This window comes from Streptomyces sp. NPDC058653 (assembly GCF_042716895.1).
Lineage (GTDB): Bacteria > Actinomycetota > Actinomycetes > Streptomycetales > Streptomycetaceae > Streptomyces.
The window spans coordinates 147626-167006 of the sequence record NZ_JBHXRM010000013.1; the positions used below are offsets into that span (position 1 = coordinate 147626).

Below are 19381 nucleotides of genomic sequence, written 5' to 3' on the forward strand. Positions count from 1 at the left end.
GCGGTCAGGCACGCTGTTCCAGTACGTCGACGGCCAGTTCACGTACCACCGACTCGTCCACCTCCACGCCGAGACCCGGCCCTTCGGGCACCCACGCGGTGCCGTTCTCGACCCGCACGGTCTCTCCCGCGTAGGGGGAGCCGATGAACTGACGGCCGTTGAGATCGACCGGCGTCGTGATGCCGTACGCCGCGAACAGGTGCAGCGAGGCGGCCAGTCCGAGATCCGACTCGGTGAGCCCCGACCCCATCAGCTCGACCCCGCAGTCCTCCGCGAGCGAGCAGAGCCGTCGGGAGAGCGTGAGACCGCCGCTGCGCTGGACCTTGGCGATCGCGACGTCGACCGCGCCGAGCCGGACGAACGTCGCCAGATCGCTCGGATGCCGCAGGCTCTCGTCGAGCGCCACCGGCACGGCCGAGAGGTCCCGCAGCCGCCGGAGGCCCGCGATGTCGTTGGCCGGCAGGGGCTGTTCGAAGGCGGTCACTCCGAGCGCGTCGAGCCGCCGGGCCATCCGCAGGGCGACCGGGACGGTGTACGCCTGGTTGGCGTCGACCCAGAGCGGTGCGTCCGGGGCGTGTTCGCGGACGGCGGCGACCACGGCCGCGTCGGTGGCCTCGTCGTGCAGACCGATCTTGACCTTGAAGGCGCGATACCCCTCCGACGTACCCTCGGCGACGCTGTCGCCCACCTCGGCGGGCGACTGGCCCGAGACGATCCACCCCAGTTCGATACGCGACATCCGGCGCTGCCCCCACAGAACGCCGAGCGGCACACCGGCCGCCCGGCCGAGCAGATCGTGCAGCGCGACGTCCACGGCGCTCTTGGCGAGGGGCGCGCCGATGGTGAATCCCCGGTTGACCGCCCGGTCGAAGGCGGCGTCGACCGCGTCCAGATTCCACGCGGGAGTGCCGATGATCGCGGGCGCGAGATAGCGGTCGATCGTGGTCACGATGGACTCGGCGGTCTCGTACGTCCAGGCCGGGATGGGGGTGGCCTCGCCCCATCCGTACGCCCCGTCCGCGCCGACCCGGACCAGGACGCGGACGGACGGTTTCCCGGCGACGGCGACCGAGCCGCCCGCGACGCCGAAGGAGCGGTGGGTGGGCAGTTCGACGGCGAATGTCTCGACACGGTCGATCCTCGGGCCGACCGGAGGGCCCCCGGGACGGCCCGCCGGAATGCCTGCCGGAGAGCCCGTCGGGGTGTCTGCCGGAGAGCCGGCCGGGGCGCTAGCCGGAATGCCTGCCGGGGTGTCGGCCGGGGCGCTTGCCGGAATGCCTGCCGGATTCTCGTTCATGTGATCTCCCCCTTCACCGCCGAGTCCCGCGCGGGAGCCCCGGTCGTACCCTCCGGCGCCTCCGGAGCCGCGCCCGGCGGCGGCCCCGTGCTGGCGCGCAGCACCACCTCGCCGCCCACCCTCAGCACCCGCGACCGCTGCCCGTGCGGCTCGCGCAGCGCCAGCGAGATGGCGTGCTGCCCCATGGCGGTCAGCGGCAGCGCGACGGTGGTGAGCGGGGGAGTCAGCTCCCGTACGAGCGGGATGTCGTCGAAGCCGGCGAGCGAGATGTCGCCGGGCACCTCGATGCCCGCCTCCCGGAACGCGGCGAGCGCGCCCACCGCCATCACGTCGGTCACCCCGAAGACGCAGGTGGGGCGGGTGGGACGGATGAGGAGTTCGCGGGCGGCGGCGTACCCGCCGTCGCGGGTGAAAGCGCCTTCTACGACACAGTCGGGGTCGAGCGTGACCCCCGCCTCGGCGAGCCCTTCGCGGAAGCCGGCCAACCGGTCGGCGACGGTGGTGAGTTCGGGCGGCCCGCTCAGCACCCCGAACCGTCGGTGGCCGAGCGCCAGCAGCGCGCGGGCGAGCTTCGCCGCGCCCGCGCGGTTCTCGGGCAGGACCGCGTCCGCGCGCACGCTGCGGTGCCGGCTGACGACGGCGACCCGGCCGCCCGCGCGGATGTACGGATCCAGCTCGGCGCCCAACGCCCGTTCCCAGGTGCGGTCCTGGAAGCCGGAGCCGATCAGCAGGATGGCGCGGGCGCGCTGGGCGCGGAGGATGGAGACGTACTCGATCTCCCTCGCCGGTTCCCGGAACGTGCTGGCGAGCATGACCAGTACGTCCTGTTCGGCCGCCGCCCGCATCACGCCGTCGGCGATCGCGGCGAAGTACGGATCGCCCACGTCGTGACAGATCAGTCCGACCGTGTTGCTCGACGAACTGGCCAGCGCCTGGGCGTGCGCGTTGGGGATGTAACCGAGCAAATCCGCTGCCGCGCGCACCCGTTCACGGAGCTCGTCACGGACGCGGGTCGTGCCGTTCAGCGCCCTGGACGCGGTCGCCAGCGAAACACCCGCACGCCGGGCCACGACGTCGAGCGTCACATGGGGCCGTGCTTCCCGTTCACTCACGTCGGCCCCCTCGGGCGGTCCCTCGGCGGGCCCGGGAAACTTCCGGACGACCTATTGACCGTTCGGACAAGCAGTCATTAGCGTGGCGATCACCTTACCAGAAAGCGCTTTCTGAAAGCGCTTCTTCCGGTACGGCAGTACGGCAACCGGTACAGCTGAGGATCGGACAGCGCTTAGTAACCGCTCCTGATTCCCGAGGAGTTCACTGTGAGCCAGAGTGTCATGCCGGGACCGACCAAAGAGATAGCGGGAGTCGCCACACGGAACAGGCCAGGAGCGGGGGAGAGGTTCGGAAAGGCCGTCGAGACCAGCTGGCGGCCCGTCGCGCTGCTGCTCGCGTGCTTCGTCGCCTGGTGGGCCGTCGCCGCGGCCGAGTTGGTCGAGCCGTATCTCGTCCCCTCGCCCGGAGCGACCCTGGACGTGCTGACGGGCCAGACGAGTTACATCTGGGAACACACGTGGGTGACCACCTACGAGACCCTGCTCGGCTTCGCCATCGCGGTCGTCGTCGGAGTCCTGGCCGCGGTCGTGATGGTGTACTCGTCGACCGTCGAGAAGACGCTCTACCCGATCCTGCTCTTCGCCCAGGTCGTACCGAAGATCGCCATCGCACCGCTCTTCGTCGTGTGGCTCGGCTTCGGGATCACCCCGAAGGTCCTCATCGCGGTCCTCATCGCCTTCTTCCCGGTCGTGATCTCCATGGTCACCGGCCTCAAGGCGGTCGACCCCGAGATGCTCCAACTCTCCGCGACGATGGGGGCGAAGCCGTGGCAGACCTTTGTCAAGATCCGGTTCCCGGCCTCGCTGCCGCATCTGTTCTCGGGCCTCAAGGTCGCCGTGACGCTCGCGGTCACCGGCGCGGTCGTGGGTGAGTTCGTCGGTGCCAACGAGGGTCTGGGCTATGTGATCCTCCAGGCCAACGGAAACCTGGACACCCCGATGCTCTTCGCGGGGCTGCTTGTCATGTCACTGATCGGCGTCGTCCTCTTCGTCCTGGTCGAGATCGCCGAGAAGCTGCTCCTGCCCTGGCACGCCAGCCGCCGGGACGCCAACGTCACCACCTCGTTCTGATGAGACCTCTCCTCCGAGAAGGGCCAGCCATGCGCTCCCGCAGACTCCTGATCGGCCTCGTGCCGCTTCTTCTGGTCGCCACCGCCTGCGGCGAGGACGGCGACGACACCAGCACCAGCGACTCGGGCAAGAAGCTCGACAAGGTGACGCTGACGCTGAACTGGTACCCGTACGGCGAACACGCGCCGTTCTACTACGGCGTCGAGGAGAAGATCTTCGAGAAGCACGGCATCGACCTGGAGATCAGGGCGGGCCAGGGCTCCCAGAAGACCGTCCAGGCCACCGCCGCCGGGCAGACCGACTTCGGCTGGGCCGACACCCCCGCCGTGCTCAGCGGCGTCGACCAGGGCGTCAACGTCAAGAGCCTCGGTGTGATGCTCCAGACGACACCGTCGTCCGTGCAGTTCTTCAGCGACCAGGACATCAAGACGCCCGCCGACATCAAGGGCAAGACGGTCGCGGGCACGGCCGGTGACGCGCTCACCAAGACGTTCCCGATCTTCCTGGAGAAGAACAACCTCAAGCTGTCGGACGTCAAGATCCAGAACACCGACCCGGCGGGCAAGATCGCCGCGGTGATCTCGGGCAAGACGGACGCGCTGCTCGGTTACGCGAGCGACCAGGGCCCGACCATGGCGGACAAGGCCAAGAAGGACGTCGAGTACCTCCGCTTCTCGGAGAACGGGCTCAACTTCTACTCCAACGGTCTGATCGCCGGCCAGAAGATCCTCAGCTCGGACGCCGACCTCACCAAGCGCATGACCGCCGCGGTCAGCGAGGCGTGGGCCGCCGCCGAGAAGGCGCCGGAGCCCGCCGTCGCCGCGATGGAGGGTGCGTCCGAGCAACTGCCGCCGAAGGCGGTGCTGACCGAGCAGTTCGCGACGACGATGACGCTGCTGCACACCGAGTCCACCCAGGGCAAGGCTCCCGGGTTCAACACCGAGGCCGACTGGCAGGAGACCATCGACGTCTTCGCCGAGGCCGGTCTGGTGAAGAACCCGAAGGCTCCGTCGGATTACTGGGACAGCTCGGCACTGAAGGGATGACGATGCCCAGGGAAGCGACTCTCCGGGAGCGTGGCGTGAGCAGGACCAGTCTGAGCAAGGACGACGGAACGAAGGACCGCGCGGGTGCCGACGGCACGGCGGCGGTCTCGCTGAGCGACGTGGCCGTCCGGTTCCGTACGAAGGACCGCGACGTCACGGCCCTGCGGGAGGTGTCGCTCGATGTGCCGATGGGCGAGTTCGTGGCGATCGTCGGCCCCTCGGGGTGCGGCAAGTCGACACTGCTCAAGCTGGTCGCCGGCCTGCTGAAGGCGTCCGCCGGTGACGTACGGCTCCACGGTGAGCAGGTCGACGGGCCACGGCCCGACATCGGTTACGTCTTCCAGCGGGCCGCCCTCCTGGAGTGGCGTACCGCCCGGCGCAACATCCTGCTCCAGGCGGAGATGCGCCGGATGCCGAACGTCGTGGCGCGGGCGCGCGCGGACGAACTCATCCGGATGACCGGCCTCGGAGGCTTCGAGGACGCCTATCCGCACGAGCTGTCGGGCGGGATGCAGCAGCGGGTGGCCCTGTGCCGGGCGCTGCTGCACCAGCCGCCGGTCCTGCTGATGGACGAGCCGTTCGGCGCGCTCGACGCGCTGACCCGCGAGCAGATGAACATGGAGCTCAACCGCATCTGGCGGGAGACCGGCACCACCGTCCTGCTGGTCACCCACTCCATCTCGGAGGCCGTCTATCTGGCCAACCGGGTCGTGGTGATGAGCCCGCGGCCGGGCACCATCACGGAGGTCATCGACGTGGGTCTGCCTGCGGAGCGGGACTACGTGGAGACGCTGGCCCGGCCGGAGTTCCGCGAGGCGACGACGCACATCCGGGAACTGCTGGGAGCGGCGTCGGCCGAGGACTGACCACGCGGTCCGTCCCATGAACCGGGCGGGGGAGGGCACGACCTGTCGACGTGCCGGCCCCCGCCCGTCCGTATGTCCTCTGCCGCACGGTGTCGCACCGCCTCGCACTGTCTCGCACCGACTCCCACGGTCTCGCACGGTCTCGCACCGTGTCGTCCCGCGCGGCCCCGACCTGCTCGCGGCCCCGATAACGGCGTGCTCCGCGAGCCGGCGCCGTGATTGGCTGCATCGGTGAAGGATGAACGTATTACCGTCAGGAAGCGTGAGGCCGCCGACCTCGACGCCTGCGTCCGCGTACTCGCCGATGTCCACGCGAGCGACGGCTACCCGGTGGACTGGCCCCGGGACCCGGCCGAATGGCTGGCGCCACCGGACTCGGCGGACTCCCCGGACTCACTGGGCGCCTGGGTCGCCCTGCTCGACGGCACGCTCGTCGGGCACGTCTGTCTCTCCGCGGCCCGCCCGGGCGACACCGCGCCCGGCCTCTGGGCCGGCCGTCACGGCACGGGCCCGGAGAGGAGCGCGGTGGTGAGCCGGCTGTACGTCTCGCCGAAGGCCCGGGGCCATGGAATCGGCGCGCTTCTCCTGGCCGAGACGCTCCGCGCCTCGCGGGGGCTCGGGCTGCATCCGGTGCTGGACGTCGTGACGTCGGACCGTTCGGCGGCGGCGCTGTACGAGCGGCAGGGATGGACGCTCCTGGCGACGGGTGAGCAGCGGTGGGGGCCCGACCGTACGGTCCAGGTCCACAGCTACGCGGCGCCCCGCTGACCCCGCCCGCCCCGACAGGCCCGAGTACGGACCTCTTCGTGCGAAGCCGCTCCCCGTCGAGCACCGCACCCCCCGACCGGCCGTGAGGCCCGTCGGGGGGTGCGGTCAGTGCCGGTCAGGAGCCGTGGCCCGGCCCCGCTCTCAGTACCGCAGCCTGGACAGGTGCCGGTAGCTGTTACGGGCCGTGGCAATCGGGTCCTTCGGCGAGTCGTGCTCCACGAGCCACTGCCGTACGCCGCCCCGGTGCGCCGTCTCGAACATCTCGGCGAAGTCGAGGACGCCCGAGCCGACGTCCGCGAAGTCGCCGTTCGGAGCCATGTCCTTGACGTGCAGTGCCGGGAAGCGCGGGCCCTCCTCCACGAAGAGCCGGCGCGGATCCGCCCCGCCCTTCGCGGCCCAGTAGACGTCCAGCTCGAAGCCGACGTACTCGGGGTCGGTCTCGCGCAGCAGGATGTCGTACAGGACCTCGCCGTCCACGACCTTGTGGTCGGCGTCGTGGTTGTGGAAGAGGACCGGGCCGAGACCCGACTCCCGGGCCGCACGGCCCGCCCTGTTCATCGCCGCCGCCGCCTCGCGGTAGCCCGCGGGGGTGTGCATCTCGGTCGGCAGGCTCGGTACGACGACCCACTCGCCGCCCAGAGTGTGGACGTCCGCGATGGCCTGCTGGAGTCCGGTGCCGGCCACGATGCCGTAACCGACGTGCTCCAGCACCGCCTTGAGACCGACGTCGTCCAGCACCTGGCGGATCTGGGTGGCGTTGCGGCCGAACCGCCCGCTGACGCCGACCGTCGCGTAACCGATGTCCGCCAGCTGCCCCAGCGTCCCCTCGAAGTCCGTCTCGAGGATGGAGCGCATCGTGTAGAGGTGCATACCGATGCCCGAGCGCGGGATCTTGCGGTTGCACCGGCCGTGCCCGTGCCCGTGCCCATGGCCGTGTCCGTGTCCGTGTCCGTGCCCGTGGTGCCCGCCGTGGCCCCGGCCGGACTCCGACGCGTGGGCGGTCGTCGACGTCGCCGCCAGTCCCACCGCGGCCAGGCCCGCGGCCGCCGTACCCAGGAACGCTCTTCGTGTGCCGTTCACGCTCACGTGACCTCTCTCAACTCGCTCGAATGCGGCTCGTGTTGCTCCGGAGTCACCGCCGGAGTCAACTCGCGTTGATCTCGACAGCGCCGGTCGTCGTGTCGCCCTTGTCGTCCGTCACCGTCAGATGCGCGGTGTACGCGCCGGGCCGGGCGTAGGTGTGGGTCGCGCTCGCCCCCTGCGCACCGGTGGGCTTGGTGTTGTCGCCGAAGTTCCAGGCGTACGAGGCGACGGTCCGGCCCTCGGCGAGCTTCACCGTGCTGGCGAGCTCGACCGCGAGCGGTGCGTCGCCCTCCGCCTTGGACGCGCTGACCGTGACGCCGGTACCGGTCCTCTTCTCGACCCCGCGGCCGTTGAAGCGCAGCCAGTCGAGAGAGAGCACGTCCTGGCCGGCCGGCGTCCACTCCGGGTTGCTGAAGACCGCGTACATCTTCACCGTGCCGCCGACCGGCCTGAGGTGGGTGGTCGGTGAGATGAAGTTGGTCCAGTCACCGGTGTTCGGGACGGTGACCGAGCCCATCAGCGGGCCGGTGGGCGAACCGTTGCGGAACTCGATGGTCCCGCCCGTACCGCCCGAGGACGCGCCGACCGTCACGGACTGGACACCCGTGAGGTTCACCGGGTCGAACGCGACCCAGTCGCCGTGCTCGACCTCGATGACGCGCCTGCCGCCGGACGCCTCGGCGCGGGCGCCGATGGTGACGCCGCCGCCCGCGCCGCCGGTCTCACTGAAGAACTCGCCCTCGCGGTAGGAGGCCTTCAGATTCGAGGTGGCCGTTCCCGTCAGGGCGGGAGCGTCCTCGGCGCCGTCGTCCTTGTAGCTGGCGGTGATACGGAAGAAGAGGTCCTGGTTCGCGTGCTCGTCGGTCGTCGGGACGGTGAACTCACCCGCGCAGCCCTGCTTGGACTGGACGGGGTGCAGCGTCGTCCCGTGACCGAGCCGCCCCTCGACGGTGACGCGCGCGCAGTCGATCTCGGCGCCCTTGCCGTCCTCGGGGTCGGTGACCTTCACCGTGAAGGGGACCGTGTCACCGAGGCTGAACATGCCGCCGTCCGGGGCCTTCTGGATGGTCAGCGCGGGCCGTGTGTTGCCCACGACGATCTCCCGGACCGCCTGCGCCGAGAGCTTGTCGGGACCGGTGACCGTCAGCCGTGCGGTGAAGACACCCTTGTCGGTGTAGATGTGGGTGGGGTTGGCCTTGGTGGAGTCGACGGTGCCGTCCCCGTCGAAGTCCCAGGCGTAGGTGACGGGCTTGCCCCCCGGCAGTCCGGAACCGGCGCTGGAGAACTTCACACTCCGCGGCCCGGGCCCGGTGTCCGAGGTGACGCTGAACGTGGCGGTGGGCAACTGGCCGTCACCGACGTAGTCGATGCGGTAGATGGCGGTGCCCGGGTTGACCACCCCGGTGCGGCCGGCGCCGGAGCCGACGCCGAAGTCGATCACGTACAGCGAACCGTCGGGTCCGAACTGGGCCTCGAAGAGCTGGTTGAACTTCATGTCGGTGAAGATCTTGTTGATCGACTGGATGTCCCCCGCCTTGGCGTCGGGGAAGCGCGGGTCGGTGAACGACTGGTCCTTCTGCTGGATCGAGAACGTCTTGAACCAGTTCTGGCCCAGCTCGTAGTTGAACCACTTCGCGTCGAAGTACTCGGGGAACTTCGTGGGCGAGGGGTTGTCGGGGTCGTAGTCGTAGACGGGACCGCCCATCGGGGCGCCGCCTCCGCCGACCTCGGGGTACTGGGTCGAGCCCGAGTACTGGTACCAGACCGTCGCCGCCGTGGCCGGCGGCAGCTCGCGCAGCCCCGTGTTGTTCGGCGACTCGTTGACCGGCTTGGCGCAGTCGAACTTCGGCCCCGAGACCTTGGTCGCGAAGTCGTAGTCGTTGAACGGGGTGTTGCCGCCGATGCAGTACGGCCAGCCGAGGTTCGCCGCCTTCGGGATCCGGTTGAACTCGACCGTGCCCTCGGGGCCGCGGTTCGGGTCCGCCGCACGCGAGTCGGGACCGTAGTCGCCGACCAGCAGCGCGCCGTCCTTGGGGTCGGTGGTGATACGGAAGGCGTTGCGCAGCCCCATCGCGTAGACCTCGGGACGGGTCTTCTCCGTGCCCGGTGCGAAGAGGTTCCCCTCGGGGACGGTGTACGTGCCGTCGTCCTCGGGGGTGATCCGCAGGACCTTGCCGCGCAGGTCGTTGGTGTTGGCGGCGCTGCGCTGCGCGTCGAAGACGTGCCGGCCCGGACGCTCGTCGATCGGCGTGAAGTTGTCGGAGGCGAACGGGTCGGTGTTGTCACCGGTCGCGATGTACAGGTCGCCGTCCTTGTCGAAGGCGAGGGAGCCCGCCATGTGCACGTTGGCCCGCTGCTCGTCGCGGTCGGTCGGGATCTCCAGCAGGAGCTTCTCCGACGCCGGGTCGACGGTGTTCCCCGTCAGCGTGTAACGCGACAGGTTGACCTGCTTCTTCTCCTTGTCCGAGTGGAGGAGATAGAGCCAGTTGTTCTCCGCGAAGTCCGGGTCGAGCGTCAGCCCGATGAGCCCGTCGGACTGCTCCGTCATCTTCATGCTGTACTCGAAGTCGAGCGCCGTGGTGGTCTGCGACGTCGACTGGTCGAGGACCTGGAGCTTTCCGGTGCGCTGGATGTAGATCACCCGGCGGTCGGGGGTCACGGCCAGCTCGTAGGGGTCGGAGAGGTCGGTGGCCAGCTGCGTACGCTTGAACGATCCGGTCTTGGTGGCGGAGCAGTCGCCGGGCTTGTCGCCGGCCGCCCACTCGATGCCGCCGAGAAGGTGCTTGAGGAAGTTCTCCTCCTTGAAGGAGGACGCGTCGTGACCGCCGGCGGTGAACCAGGAACGCCCGCCGTCGTAGTTCTGGCACCAGGACCACGGGTGGTCGACGCCCTCGTCGAGCCCGGTGATGCCGTCGTTCACCTTGATCTGCGCGAGCGTGTGCACCTTGCCCGTCGGGTTGGTGCGCCAGTTGTACCACTCCTCCGTACGCTCCCAGAGCTCCGGAAGTCCCTTGGTGGAGGGGTGCGCCTGGTCCAGCACCTTGACCCGGCCGGTCTGGATGGCGGGGTGCTTGTCGAAGATGGCCCCGGTCAGCCCCTCGTACCAGTCCCAGTCGCGCTCGCTCGCGGACGCGGCGTGGAGCCCCACCCAGCCGCCGCCCGCGCGGACGAACTTCTGGAGGGCCGCGCGCTGCGGCGCGTCCAGCAGATCGCCGGACTCCGGCGTGGAGTTGGTGTTGTTGAACACGATCGCCCGGAACCGTCCGAGGTTGGCGTCGGTGAAGATACCGGCGTCGTCGGACGCCTCGACCTCGAAGCCGTTCTCCTGGCCGAGCTTCTTGATTCCGTCGATCCCGGCCTGGATGGAATCGTGCTCGAAGTTGGTCACCTTGGAGAAGACCAGGACACGGTACGGCGCCGCCTCCGCAGGCGGCGGCGAGGCGACCCCGAGCCCGAGCACGAGAGCGAGCAGTGCCAGGACGACGGTGAAGGGCGTCAGGGCCCTTCTGGATCGGCCGGTGCGCATGGGGGACGGGTCTGGTGGACGGCTACTCACGGGCGCTCCCGGTGCAGGTGGCGGCTACGAATGGGAAGAAAGCGCTTTCTTAAGTACGCCGCACAGCGTAAGTTCCCTGGTTCCGGGGGGTCAATGGGTCGGAAGCGCCCACTGTGGTATAGGAGTTGGGTATACCGGAGGGCTCTCGTCCGGTTGATCGCTTTGTGGTGCGGTGAGGGGTATGTGGCGGTGAGAGCGGCCGGGGCGGAGCGCGGCCGCAGGTCCGAAACCCGCCGTCACCGCGTCCCGCGCCCTCGATCCGTTACGGCGTCCCGGGCTCGGACTGCCTGCGAAACCCCCCTGACGGACTACGCACGCCCCTTCAGGAAGCCCGAGATCCTCTCCCTCAGGGACCTGACGTCGAGTCCGTGCGCCGCCAAGTGGTCCGACATCTCACCGTACTTGCGCAGTTCGCGCCGTCCCACGCCCAGCGCCAGCACCCGGTGAGGCACGTCGACCAGGGCCTCGGTCGCCGGCGCCGTCGACGTTCCGGCGAGATACGGCTCCACGATCACCACCTCGGCGCTCCCCGTCTCCCCGGCCGCCCGGCGCAGCGACTCCCCGTCGAAGGGGCGGACCGTCGCCGCGTACAGCACTGTCGTGTCGAGCCCCTCCGTCGCGGCCAGGACGTTGTCCAGCATCGGCCCGACGGCGACCACCGTGCCGCGCCTCCCCTCGCGTACGGTCAGGAAGCCGGACCCGGTGACCGGCAGCGGCCGTTCGTTGGTCTGCGACGACAGCCGTACGTACACCCGGTCGTCGCCCTCGGCCGCCAGCCGCAGCAGCGCCTCGGCCTCGTCGGGATGGCCCGGCACATGCACGGTCCAGCCGTCGAGGGTGTCGAGGAGTGCCACGTCGCCCGGCGACATATGGGTGAAGCCCGCCGACGGCGAGTCGTACGACGCCCCGGCGCTGACCAGCACGCCGCCCACGCCCTGGTGCCCGAAGTCCAGCTTCACCTGCTCGAAGGGGCGCTCCACCAGGAAGCTCGCGAACGTGTGGACGATCGGCCGCATCCCGCTGAGGGCGAGCCCGCCCCCGGTGCCGACCAGGAGCTGTTCGCGGATCCCCACGTCGATCACCCGGTCCGGGTGCCGGCGTTCCGCCTCGCGGAAGCCGTCGCGGCCGATCACGGCGAGGACGACAGCGAGCCGAGGGTCCTCGTCCAGCAGCCGGGAAGCGGTCGAGGCGAAGCGCTCACGCATGGTGTCCATCAGAAACCTCCGAGTAGCCAGTGGGTCAAGACGAGGACTCGACGCGGGCGACGACCGCCCGGGCCCGGCCGGGATGGGGCGCGGTGAACGCCTCGTACAGCGCGTCGTGGTCCCGGCCGTCGACGGTCACGGCCGACCAGCCGGCGGCCGTGAACCGGGAGGCGATCCCGCCGGGCCAGCCGTGCGTGGCGGACGAGTTGTCGATCACGAGGGTGTGGAGCTGTTCGAGACCGGTGGGGCCGGCGTAGGCGATGGCCTCGTGGTTGCTGCCCTCGTCCAGCTCGGCGTCGCCGACGAGCACCCAGACCTTGGAGCCGGTGAGCCCCTGCGCGCGCAGCCCGAGCGCGCTGCCGACCGCGAGCGGCAGCCCATGGCCGAGCGACCCGCTGCTGATCTCGGCGCCCGGGACGAGCGTGCGGTCGGGGTGGTGTCCGAGGGGGGAGTCGTACGAGCCGAAGCCGGCGAGCAGCGACTCGGGGAAGAAGCCCTTGGCGGCGAGGACGGCGTAGTACGCCATCGGACCGTGGCCCTTAGACAGCAGGAAGCGGTCGCGTGCCGGGTCGTCGGCGGTCGCGGGCGAGACGTTCAGCACCCGGTCGTAGAGGACCCAGATCGCGTCGAGGGTGGAGGTCGCGGCGGTGCCGTGCTTCTCGTCGCCGGTCATGAGGGCCAGCAGTCGGTCGAGGTCCTGGTAGCCGTAGGTCGCCGCCGTTGTCGTTGAAGTCGTCATGCGGACCACCGTGCAACGTCAACTTAAGTTGAGGTCAAGCGACGGGCCGGGCGTCACGGAACGGAACAAAAGCGGTTCGTGACCAGCGGTCGGAGTGCGGTATTGTTCTCATGCGCGTTCGGCCAGGGGAAACCCCAGGTCAGGCGGGCATCGGGACGTGGCGCAGCTTGGTAGCGCACTTGACTGGGGGTCAAGGGGTCGCAGGTTCAAATCCTGTCGTCCCGACTCGTGAGAGTCGCAGATCAGGGCCGGTCTCGGAGAAATCCGAGAGTCGGCCCTTGGTCTTTTTTGGGGACCGGGTGGGGACCAGGGTAGCCCGGACCCGGACGCCCGCCCGGCGCGAAGAACCGCGGACGCACCGCCGTTCAGGACGCCGGTGACCAGTACTGCCCGCCGCCGTTCGAGGTGCTCAATTACTTCACAACGGTGGTCGCCATGAAACTGGCCGACGATGACACGCAGCCCCCGAACGCTGAATGACGGAAGAGCAGCGGACTGACATTGAACGTCAAGCTCCGGGAAACTCGGCCTGGTTCGTCCGTTCCGAGCCTCGTCGGAAGCCTTCCCCCGGCGTTCAGTGCCCGGGTCCGCTTTTCTCGGCATGGCCGGGCATTCGGTGCGTGCCGTTCACCGTGTCGCAGGCCACGAGCAGCAGGGCGATGTCGTCACTGACTTGCTGGGCGGCCGTTGTCCTGTGTGCGCGTTCGATGATCGCGTCGGCGAGTAGGTCGACGGGTTCGTTGCCCCCGGCGGCCAGCTGGCCGGCCAGGAGGTCGGTGGCCAGCCCCAGATCGACGCCCGGCTGTTCCACGAGGCCGTCGGTGTAGAGGGCCAGCAGGGCGCCGGGCGGCAGGGGTATCTCGACGGACTGGAAATCGGGTGTCTCCTCCACGCCCAGGAGCAGGCCGGGGGGCAGGTCGAGAACTTCGGTACGGTGCGAGGGCTGCCGGAGGATCGGCGGCGGGTGGCCTGCCGAGGCCAGCAGTACGCGATGGGCGCCGACATCGATGTAGGCGTACAGGCAACTGCAGAACAAGTCGCTGTCGAGCTCCAGGAGGAGCTGGTTGGTGCGGGCGAGGACCTCCTCGGGCGGCGCTCCCGTACTGGCGTGGCTGTGCACGGCGGTGCGGATCTGGCCCATCAGCGCCGCGGCCTGGACACTGTGCCCCTGGACGTCGCCGATCACCACGGCCGCCTTGCGGTCGCCGAAGTCGATCAGGTCGTAGAAATCGCCCCCCACGTCCAGAGCGTGTGTGGCCGGGCGGTAGCGGGCCGCGACCTCAAGGCCGGGCACCCGGGACAGATGGCGTGGAAGCAGCCCGTCCTGGAGGCCCCGTGCCACCTGCGCGTTGGCGTCGTAGAGCCGGGCGCGCTCCAGTGCCTGCGCGATCACACCGGCCAGCGAGGTGAGTTCGGCGCGTTCGTCCGGGGGAAATGTCCGTGGTCTGCTGTAGCCGAGGAGGAGGTAGCCGAAGGTGTTGCCCGAGACCGTGAGCGGCAGGTAGGCGAATGCGGCCATTTCTCCGTAGGGCCGGTGCAGGGGATAGGTGCGGAGCAACTCGGCGTTGGAGGAGTGGAAGCGCGGCAGACCGGTCTCCATGGTCCGCGTGCCTTCGGTGGGCGTCGCCGTCGGCAGGTTGTTGAAGTGCTCGGTCATCGGAGAGGGGAAACCGCGTGCACCCACCACACGCTGTCGCCCTTCGTCGTCGACCAGAAGGGCCAGTGCGTCGGCATCGAGGGCCGGCTGCACCTGCCCCATGAGTGATTCGGTCACCTCATGGACGCCTGCGGCCTCGGTGAGCGCGGACGTCAGGTGCAGGACCTGCAGGAGGGATCCGGCGCGTGCGGGCGCTCTGGCAAGGGAAGTGGCGACTGGTCGCTGCTCGCTGTCGAGGGCTTCCGCTGATTCGACACGCACGCTGATGCCGGAGGCGTCCGGGTAGAGGTGGAAGGAGAGCCCAGCGCCATCCGGCCGGCGCGCGGAGAAGCGGGTGGGCTGACGGCTGAAGACCGCGGCGACGAAGGCGTTCTCGTACGCGGGGTCGTCCAGCCAGGGCAGTGCGTCCCAGAGTTCGGCGCCCAGCAGTCCGGCGCGGTCGCGGCCGAGCTGCTGGGCTGCCCGATCGGTGAGGAAGATCATCCGGCCGTCCGGGTCCAGCGCGATGAAGCCCTCGGTGAAGCGCTCCACGAGGGTGGCGGCCGGATGATCGACCGGTGGCCGGGAAGGTTCTATGACGAGTGGCTCGTCCCTCGGACGCACCGGTCGGCCCTCGGTGGCGGCATTGTCCAATACCTCGGTCATCCGGTCGGCGGTCTTATCGATCTCCGCCCGCTCGGCGGCGAGCAGTCCCCCGGGGCGGCTGCCGGGCCACATGAGCATCAGAGCACCGAAGCACTCTCCGTCGGCCACCAGTGGGACGATGCGGATGGCAACGGAGTACGGAAAGGCGAGGGCGAGCCGGGGGAAGCGGCGTGCCATTTCCTGCTGGTCGGAGAGCCACACCGGGCTCTGGGACCGGACCGCCTCGGTCAGCGGAGCGGATGCGGCCATCGCGACCCTGGCCCAGGATGCGGCGAGCCTGGTGGGAGCCCCGATCTCCGCGTTCATCTGAAGCACGTGCCGTTCCGGGACCAGGAGATAAATGACCCCGATGTGAGCGTTTGCGGCGTGGGCCACGTGGACCAGCAACCGGTCGAGCCGCGTGGCCGCGTCCTCCGCCTGGTGGTCGCTCTCATTCCCGTACGCGTCCACCTGCCTCACCCGCTCCACGAGTAAAATTGCACCCCAATGCCTAATTTTGCCCTACTGGGTGACACGGTGCGGCCCGACAGGTGACCCGCGATGTGCGCATCGGAGTGTGCCGCGCTTCGGAGGGGGCGTCTGAACAGCGGCTTCACTGCCCGGCGGGCGGTGGCCCGGCCGGGATCCCGGCGTTCTGAGCACGGCTTCGGCGTCACCCCGAAGGTCCGGTCGTGCCCCATCTCGCTCCCGCGTTCGCGCTCCCGCGCCCCGCGCGCGGCTGTCCGCAGTGGATGCGGTTGTTACGCGTGCGCATGGCGACCGAGGTCGTCGCCTACATGCAGGTCGCCGGCCTGCGTCGCCGAGTCCGACCCCACCGCTGCGGAGCGGGGGCGGCGCGGACACACCTCCCATGGGCCGAACTCCTGCCGTCCGATGCCTTTTTGGCCTCTCTGCCCGGCGTTCCCTTGTCCCGCCTCGGCGCCGTGTCGGCCGACCGGCCGGTCTCCGTCGTCCTTGCCGATGCATGTCCGTCACTTCTGCCTAATTAACTAGGCCAAGGATTGGCCTAGCGATGACGGGGCATCCGCAGTCCACGCGCAGCCGGACCGCTCTCACCAGCGCCCGCAGCCGTACCCGCCCCGCTGATCCCTGCCGTCCGGCCCCTTTTCCTAAGGAGAACCCCCTATGTCCCCATCCACCAAAGCGCGAGGCCTCGTGCTCGCGATGGCGTTGCTGACCGTGACGGCCTGCGGTGCGAACGACACCGAACCCGCTGCCTCTCCCAGCCCGGATTCGGGATCGCCCTCCGCCGGCCTGGACGGCTTCTACGGTCAGAAACTCTCCTTCGGCGCTTGCGCCGACTACGCGACCACCAAGGCCGACGAGGAGATCTTCACCGCCCCGGGCCTCGAGTGCGCCCGGCTTAAGGTGCCGCTGGACTACGGCCAACCACACGGCCCGACCGGCGAGGTGGCGCTCCTGCGGGTCCCGGCACGCGGCAAGGCGAAGGGATCGCTCGTCCTGAACCCCGGCGGACCGGGCGGGCCCGGTCTGTCCTTCGCCGCGCTGACGGCCAAGGCCCTGGCCAAGAGCCCGCTGACCGAACACTTCGACCTCGTGGGCTTTGACCCCCGCGGGGTAGGGGCCACCAAGCCGGCGATCAGCTGCTTCACCGACAAGGAGTACCTCGCCGGTGACACCCAGACCGAATTTGTGCTCGCCGCGGGCGAATACACCGAGCAGGACAGCCAGGCGCTGACGGACAAGTGCGCCAAGGCCTCCGGTGGGCCGGAGAACCTCGCCGCCGTCTCCAGCCGGGACAGCGTCCGCGACATGGACATCCTGCGCGCCGCTCTCGGCGACGACAAGCTCAGCTTCCTCGGGCAGAGCTACGGCACCCGGATCGGGGCCCTGTACGCCGAGGCGTTCCCGGAGAACGTACGCGCCCTGGTGCTCGACGGCGCCGTCGATCCCCAGCTCGGCGGCGAGCGCCGGCTGTCCCAGTACGCCGGTTTCCAGCGCTCGTTCGAGGTGATGGCCGCCGACTGCGCCACACAGAAGGGCTGCCCGCTCGGCGACGACCCGAAGAAGGCCACCCAGGAGTTCCACAAGATCGCCCGGCCTCTTCTCGACAGGCCCGTCCCCTACGGCGAGGGGCAGGAGTTCACGTACAACGACCTCATCGGCGGGGTCATCGTCGGGCTGTACTCCAAGGAGACCTGGCCGGTGATCACCAAGGGCCTGACCGAACTGAAGGCGGGCAAGCCGGACCGGTTCGTCCTCGCGGCGCAGCAGTTCTCCGGCCGTGAGCCCGACGGCGGCGGCAGCAACTACGACGTGGCCAACTTCGCCATCAACTGCATGGACGAGGCACGTCTGACGACGGAGCAGGCCGCCCGCTTCCGGAGCAAGGCATACGACATGCTGCCGTTCGCCGATCCGGGCCGGGGCAGCGCCGGCGCCCAGGACGCCTGCGCCTCCTGGCCCGCCGAGCCGAAGACCACGTACCCCTTCCCCGAGCAGGTCGACGGACTGCCGGCCACGCTCACGATCTCGATCACCGGTGACCCGAGCACCCCCTTCGACGCCGGGGTACGGCTCGCCCGGACACTGGGCGGCAGCATGCTGACGGTCAACGGGGAACAGCACACGATCGCCGCCTCGGGTACCAACCCTTGCGTCAACAAGGCGGTCGCCGACTACCTGATCAACCTGCGCACCCCGGGCCCCGACACGGAGTGCACCATCTGACGGGCCGGCACCACGGCATGCCTGGCCGTCCCCCCCTTCGCCAGGGGAGGGCGGCCTCGCGTGCGTCCGAAATCCCGGCCGGTCGCGGCGAGTGAGTGGCCTCAGCCCCCCCCGGAGAGTGATCCTGCCTGCGGCAGTTCACGGCGAGCTGCCGGCCATCGGCGTGTCCCTGCGGCGCACTCCCTCAGTGGTCCCCGCCGCTGTGGGGCACCTGGGTGACCGGGTCGCCGATCGCTCCTCCGGTGGCGCGGCGCAGTGCTCCCGCGACGCGGGCCGGGGCGTCGGAGAAGTCCGCTGGGTCGGCGCCCGCCAGCAGCGCGGCGCCGATGTCCTCGCTGATCACCCGCAGGGCGGCCGCGGCGGCCGCGGCGTGCAGGCGTACGTCGAGGTCGTCGGCGGCTGTCCCGAGCCGGGCGGCGATGAGGTGGGCCATCTCGCGCTCCATCTGGTCGCAGGCCATCAACCAGGCCGTGCGCAGGGCGGGTTCGGTGTCGGCGAGGCGGATCATCTTCATCGCGAGCGCGTTGTCCGCCAGGTCGACGGGGTCGGCCTGGCGGCCGTACCTGCGCGTTTCGGCGGTGACGTGGTCTTCCAGGGAAAGGTGGGCGGGCCAGCTCGCCAGTATGGCCATCTCCCTTCGCATGCTCCGCGCGACGATGGGCTCCGCGCAGGCTTCCTTGCTCCGGAAGTGCCGCCAGATGGTGCGTACCGACAGTCCGACGGCCTCGGCGATCTGTTCCCCGCTGGTCGCGTCGACGCCCTGTTCCCAGAACAGTCGCGACGCCTCCCGGGAGATCTCCAGGCGCAGTCGGCGACGTCGCACGTCGCTCATCCCGCCCTTCCCCTGTCCGGCCTGTGCCATCGCCCTCTCCCGATTCTCCTCACTGCTGCCATTAAGTGACACAATGACATCTAGTGACGCACACTGCCAACTGGCCGCCCGGTGGGAGATGCCACGGGTGCGCGCGAGCCGGGTCCGGGACGCGGCCGGAAGGAACGACACGTCGTGAAGGAGGGCGCATGAGTCAGTCGCAGGGCAACGAGCAGGAGCTCCCGGCACAGGACATGGCCGGCGAGGAAGGCCCGTCGCTGTACCGGGTCGAGGCCGAGAACGCGCAGAAGGGCGCACGGCGGAGCCACCATGTCCGGGCGGGGTCGATGACGGAGGCGGCCACGCTGGCCCGCGAGGCGAACGAACCCTCCGGCGCCGCGTCCGACGGTGAGCCGCTGGCCTTCCGCGTGGTGGCGATAACGGAGGAGAACGCCACCAGCCGGGAGCGCGAGCGGCGAAACGCACGGCGGCAGCACATCCGCGCGATGGTCGAGGCGGGCCTGTCGGCGCTCGGGCGGAGCGCACCGGAGCATCCCGACGGGGAACGCGCCGACGTCCTGGTCGACTTCTTCACCCGGGCGGTCTGCTCGCCGGGCCGGTTCCCCTTTCCCGCCGGGGAGGGCGAAGGCGGGGTCCTGCTTGCCTCCGACGATGCCGCGCGGGTACTCGCCCAGCTCCTCACCGCGCATCTCGCGCGTCATGGCCTGACGGTCACCCGTACCGCTCCGGCGTGAAGGCGGTCGGTACGGCCGCGGGCGTCGTGGATGCCGGTCACACACGGGGAGCCGGGGCCGCGACCGGATGGCATCCGGT

General features: G+C 69.9%; 14 protein-coding genes and 1 tRNA gene. 7 read left to right on the forward strand and 8 right to left on the reverse strand.

Annotated elements, in window-relative coordinates:
• Window positions 1–4 precede the first annotated feature (4 nt).
• Together ACFWU9_RS14345 and ACFWU9_RS14350 are read right to left on the reverse strand one after the other, a co-directional pair.
• A complete protein-coding gene (locus tag ACFWU9_RS14345; RefSeq protein ID WP_384318001.1) occupies window positions 5–1297 on the reverse strand; it encodes a mandelate racemase/muconate lactonizing enzyme family protein in 1293 nt (430 codons plus the stop codon).
• A complete protein-coding gene (locus ACFWU9_RS14350) occupies window positions 1294–2382 on the reverse strand; it encodes a LacI family DNA-binding transcriptional regulator (protein ID WP_384318051.1) in 1089 nt (362 codons plus the stop codon). Before ACFWU9_RS14350 ends, ACFWU9_RS14345 begins: the two co-directional genes overlap by 4 nt.
• Window positions 2383–2631: 249 nt before the next feature.
• On the opposite strand from ACFWU9_RS14350, the gene ACFWU9_RS14355 reads away from it, so the two are divergent.
• The 4 genes from ACFWU9_RS14355 to ACFWU9_RS14370 all read left to right on the forward strand — a co-directional run bounded on the left by ACFWU9_RS14355 (window position 2632) and on the right by ACFWU9_RS14370 (window position 6160).
• Window positions 2632–3480: an ABC transporter permease gene (locus ACFWU9_RS14355; RefSeq protein ID WP_384318052.1), complete on the forward strand. Its 849-nt coding sequence runs from the start codon at window positions 2632–2634 to the stop codon at window positions 3478–3480.
• A gap of 29 nt (window positions 3481–3509) precedes the next feature.
• Window positions 3510–4526, forward strand: coding sequence for an ABC transporter substrate-binding protein (locus ACFWU9_RS14360; RefSeq protein WP_384318003.1), 1017 nt, complete (start codon window positions 3510–3512; stop codon window positions 4524–4526).
• Window positions 4523–5392: an ABC transporter ATP-binding protein gene (locus ACFWU9_RS14365; protein WP_384318005.1), complete on the forward strand. Its 870-nt coding sequence runs from the start codon at window positions 4523–4525 to the stop codon at window positions 5390–5392. The genes ACFWU9_RS14360 and ACFWU9_RS14365 overlap by 4 nt, the downstream gene beginning before the upstream one ends.
• Window positions 5393–5623: 231 nt before the next feature.
• On the forward strand, window positions 5624–6160 hold the full coding sequence (locus tag ACFWU9_RS14370) for a GNAT family N-acetyltransferase (protein WP_384318007.1): 537 nt from the start codon (window positions 5624–5626) through the stop codon (window positions 6158–6160).
• 141 nt (window positions 6161–6301) lie between these two features.
• Here the strand turns inward: ACFWU9_RS14370 and ACFWU9_RS14375 are convergent, their stop codons facing one another.
• The 4 genes from ACFWU9_RS14375 to ACFWU9_RS14390 all read right to left on the reverse strand — a co-directional run bounded on the left by ACFWU9_RS14375 (window position 6302) and on the right by ACFWU9_RS14390 (window position 12743).
• Complete coding sequence (locus ACFWU9_RS14375; RefSeq protein WP_384318009.1) at window positions 6302–7240, reverse strand: sugar phosphate isomerase/epimerase family protein; 939 nt, start codon at window positions 7238–7240, stop codon at window positions 6302–6304.
• Window positions 7241–7304: 64 nt separating this feature from the next.
• Window positions 7305–10769, reverse strand: coding sequence for a ThuA domain-containing protein (locus tag ACFWU9_RS14380; protein ID WP_384318011.1), 3465 nt, complete (start codon window positions 10767–10769; stop codon window positions 7305–7307).
• 338 nt (window positions 10770–11107) lie between these two features.
• Window positions 11108–12013, reverse strand: coding sequence for a transketolase family protein (locus ACFWU9_RS14385; RefSeq protein WP_384318013.1), 906 nt, complete (start codon window positions 12011–12013; stop codon window positions 11108–11110).
• 25 nt (window positions 12014–12038) lie between these two features.
• Window positions 12039–12743 (reverse strand): transketolase, encoded by a 705-nt coding sequence (locus tag ACFWU9_RS14390; RefSeq protein ID WP_384318015.1) that lies wholly within the window; start codon window positions 12741–12743, stop codon window positions 12039–12041.
• A 151-nt stretch (window positions 12744–12894) separates the two neighbouring features.
• Here ACFWU9_RS14390 and ACFWU9_RS14395 point away from each other — a divergent pair.
• Window positions 12895–12968: transfer RNA gene (locus ACFWU9_RS14395), tRNA-Pro, on the forward strand.
• Window positions 12969–13317: 349 nt separating this feature from the next.
• Here ACFWU9_RS14395 and ACFWU9_RS14400 read toward each other — a convergent pair.
• Complete coding sequence (locus tag ACFWU9_RS14400) at window positions 13318–15513, reverse strand: SpoIIE family protein phosphatase (protein WP_384318017.1); 2196 nt, start codon at window positions 15511–15513, stop codon at window positions 13318–13320.
• 657 nt (window positions 15514–16170) lie between these two features.
• On the opposite strand from ACFWU9_RS14400, the gene ACFWU9_RS14405 reads away from it, so the two are divergent.
• Window positions 16171–17736, forward strand: coding sequence for an alpha/beta hydrolase (locus tag ACFWU9_RS14405; protein ID WP_384318019.1), 1566 nt, complete (start codon window positions 16171–16173; stop codon window positions 17734–17736).
• 184 nt (window positions 17737–17920) lie between these two features.
• Here ACFWU9_RS14405 and ACFWU9_RS14410 read toward each other — a convergent pair whose 3' ends face one another.
• Entirely contained in the window at window positions 17921–18568 is a 648-nt protein-coding gene (locus ACFWU9_RS14410; protein ID WP_384318021.1) for a TetR/AcrR family transcriptional regulator, read from the reverse strand.
• Window positions 18569–18756: 188 nt separating this feature from the next.
• Here ACFWU9_RS14410 and ACFWU9_RS14415 point away from each other — a divergent pair, with 188 nt between their 5' ends.
• Window positions 18757–19302 (forward strand): hypothetical protein, encoded by a 546-nt coding sequence (locus tag ACFWU9_RS14415; protein WP_384318023.1) that lies wholly within the window; start codon window positions 18757–18759, stop codon window positions 19300–19302.
• Window positions 19303–19381 lie beyond the last annotated feature (79 nt).

What these genes read in the sequence shown, in the direction of transcription:
- ACFWU9_RS14345 (WP_384318001.1), bottom strand. Translation starts at nt 1,297, where the DNA reads ATGAACGAGAATCCGGCAGGCATTCCGGCAAGCGCCCCGGCCGACACC.
- ACFWU9_RS14355 (WP_384318052.1), top strand. Translation starts at nt 2,632, where the DNA reads ATGCCGGGACCGACCAAAGAGATAGCGGGAGTCGCCACACGGAACAGG.
- ACFWU9_RS14360 (WP_384318003.1), top strand. Translation starts at nt 3,510, where the DNA reads ATGCGCTCCCGCAGACTCCTGATCGGCCTCGTGCCGCTTCTTCTGGTC.
- ACFWU9_RS14365 (WP_384318005.1), top strand. Translation starts at nt 4,523, where the DNA reads ATGACGATGCCCAGGGAAGCGACTCTCCGGGAGCGTGGCGTGAGCAGG.
- ACFWU9_RS14380 (WP_384318011.1), bottom strand. Translation starts at nt 10,769, where the DNA reads ATGCGCACCGGCCGATCCAGAAGGGCCCTGACGCCCTTCACCGTCGTC.
- ACFWU9_RS14385 (WP_384318013.1), bottom strand. Translation starts at nt 12,013, where the DNA reads ATGGACACCATGCGTGAGCGCTTCGCCTCGACCGCTTCCCGGCTGCTG.
- ACFWU9_RS14390 (WP_384318015.1), bottom strand. Translation starts at nt 12,743, where the DNA reads ATGACGACTTCAACGACAACGGCGGCGACCTACGGCTACCAGGACCTC.
- ACFWU9_RS14405 (WP_384318019.1), top strand. Translation starts at nt 16,171, where the DNA reads ATGTCCCCATCCACCAAAGCGCGAGGCCTCGTGCTCGCGATGGCGTTG.
- ACFWU9_RS14410 (WP_384318021.1), bottom strand. Translation starts at nt 18,568, where the DNA reads ATGAGCGACGTGCGACGTCGCCGACTGCGCCTGGAGATCTCCCGGGAG.
- ACFWU9_RS14415 (WP_384318023.1), top strand. Translation starts at nt 18,757, where the DNA reads ATGAGTCAGTCGCAGGGCAACGAGCAGGAGCTCCCGGCACAGGACATG.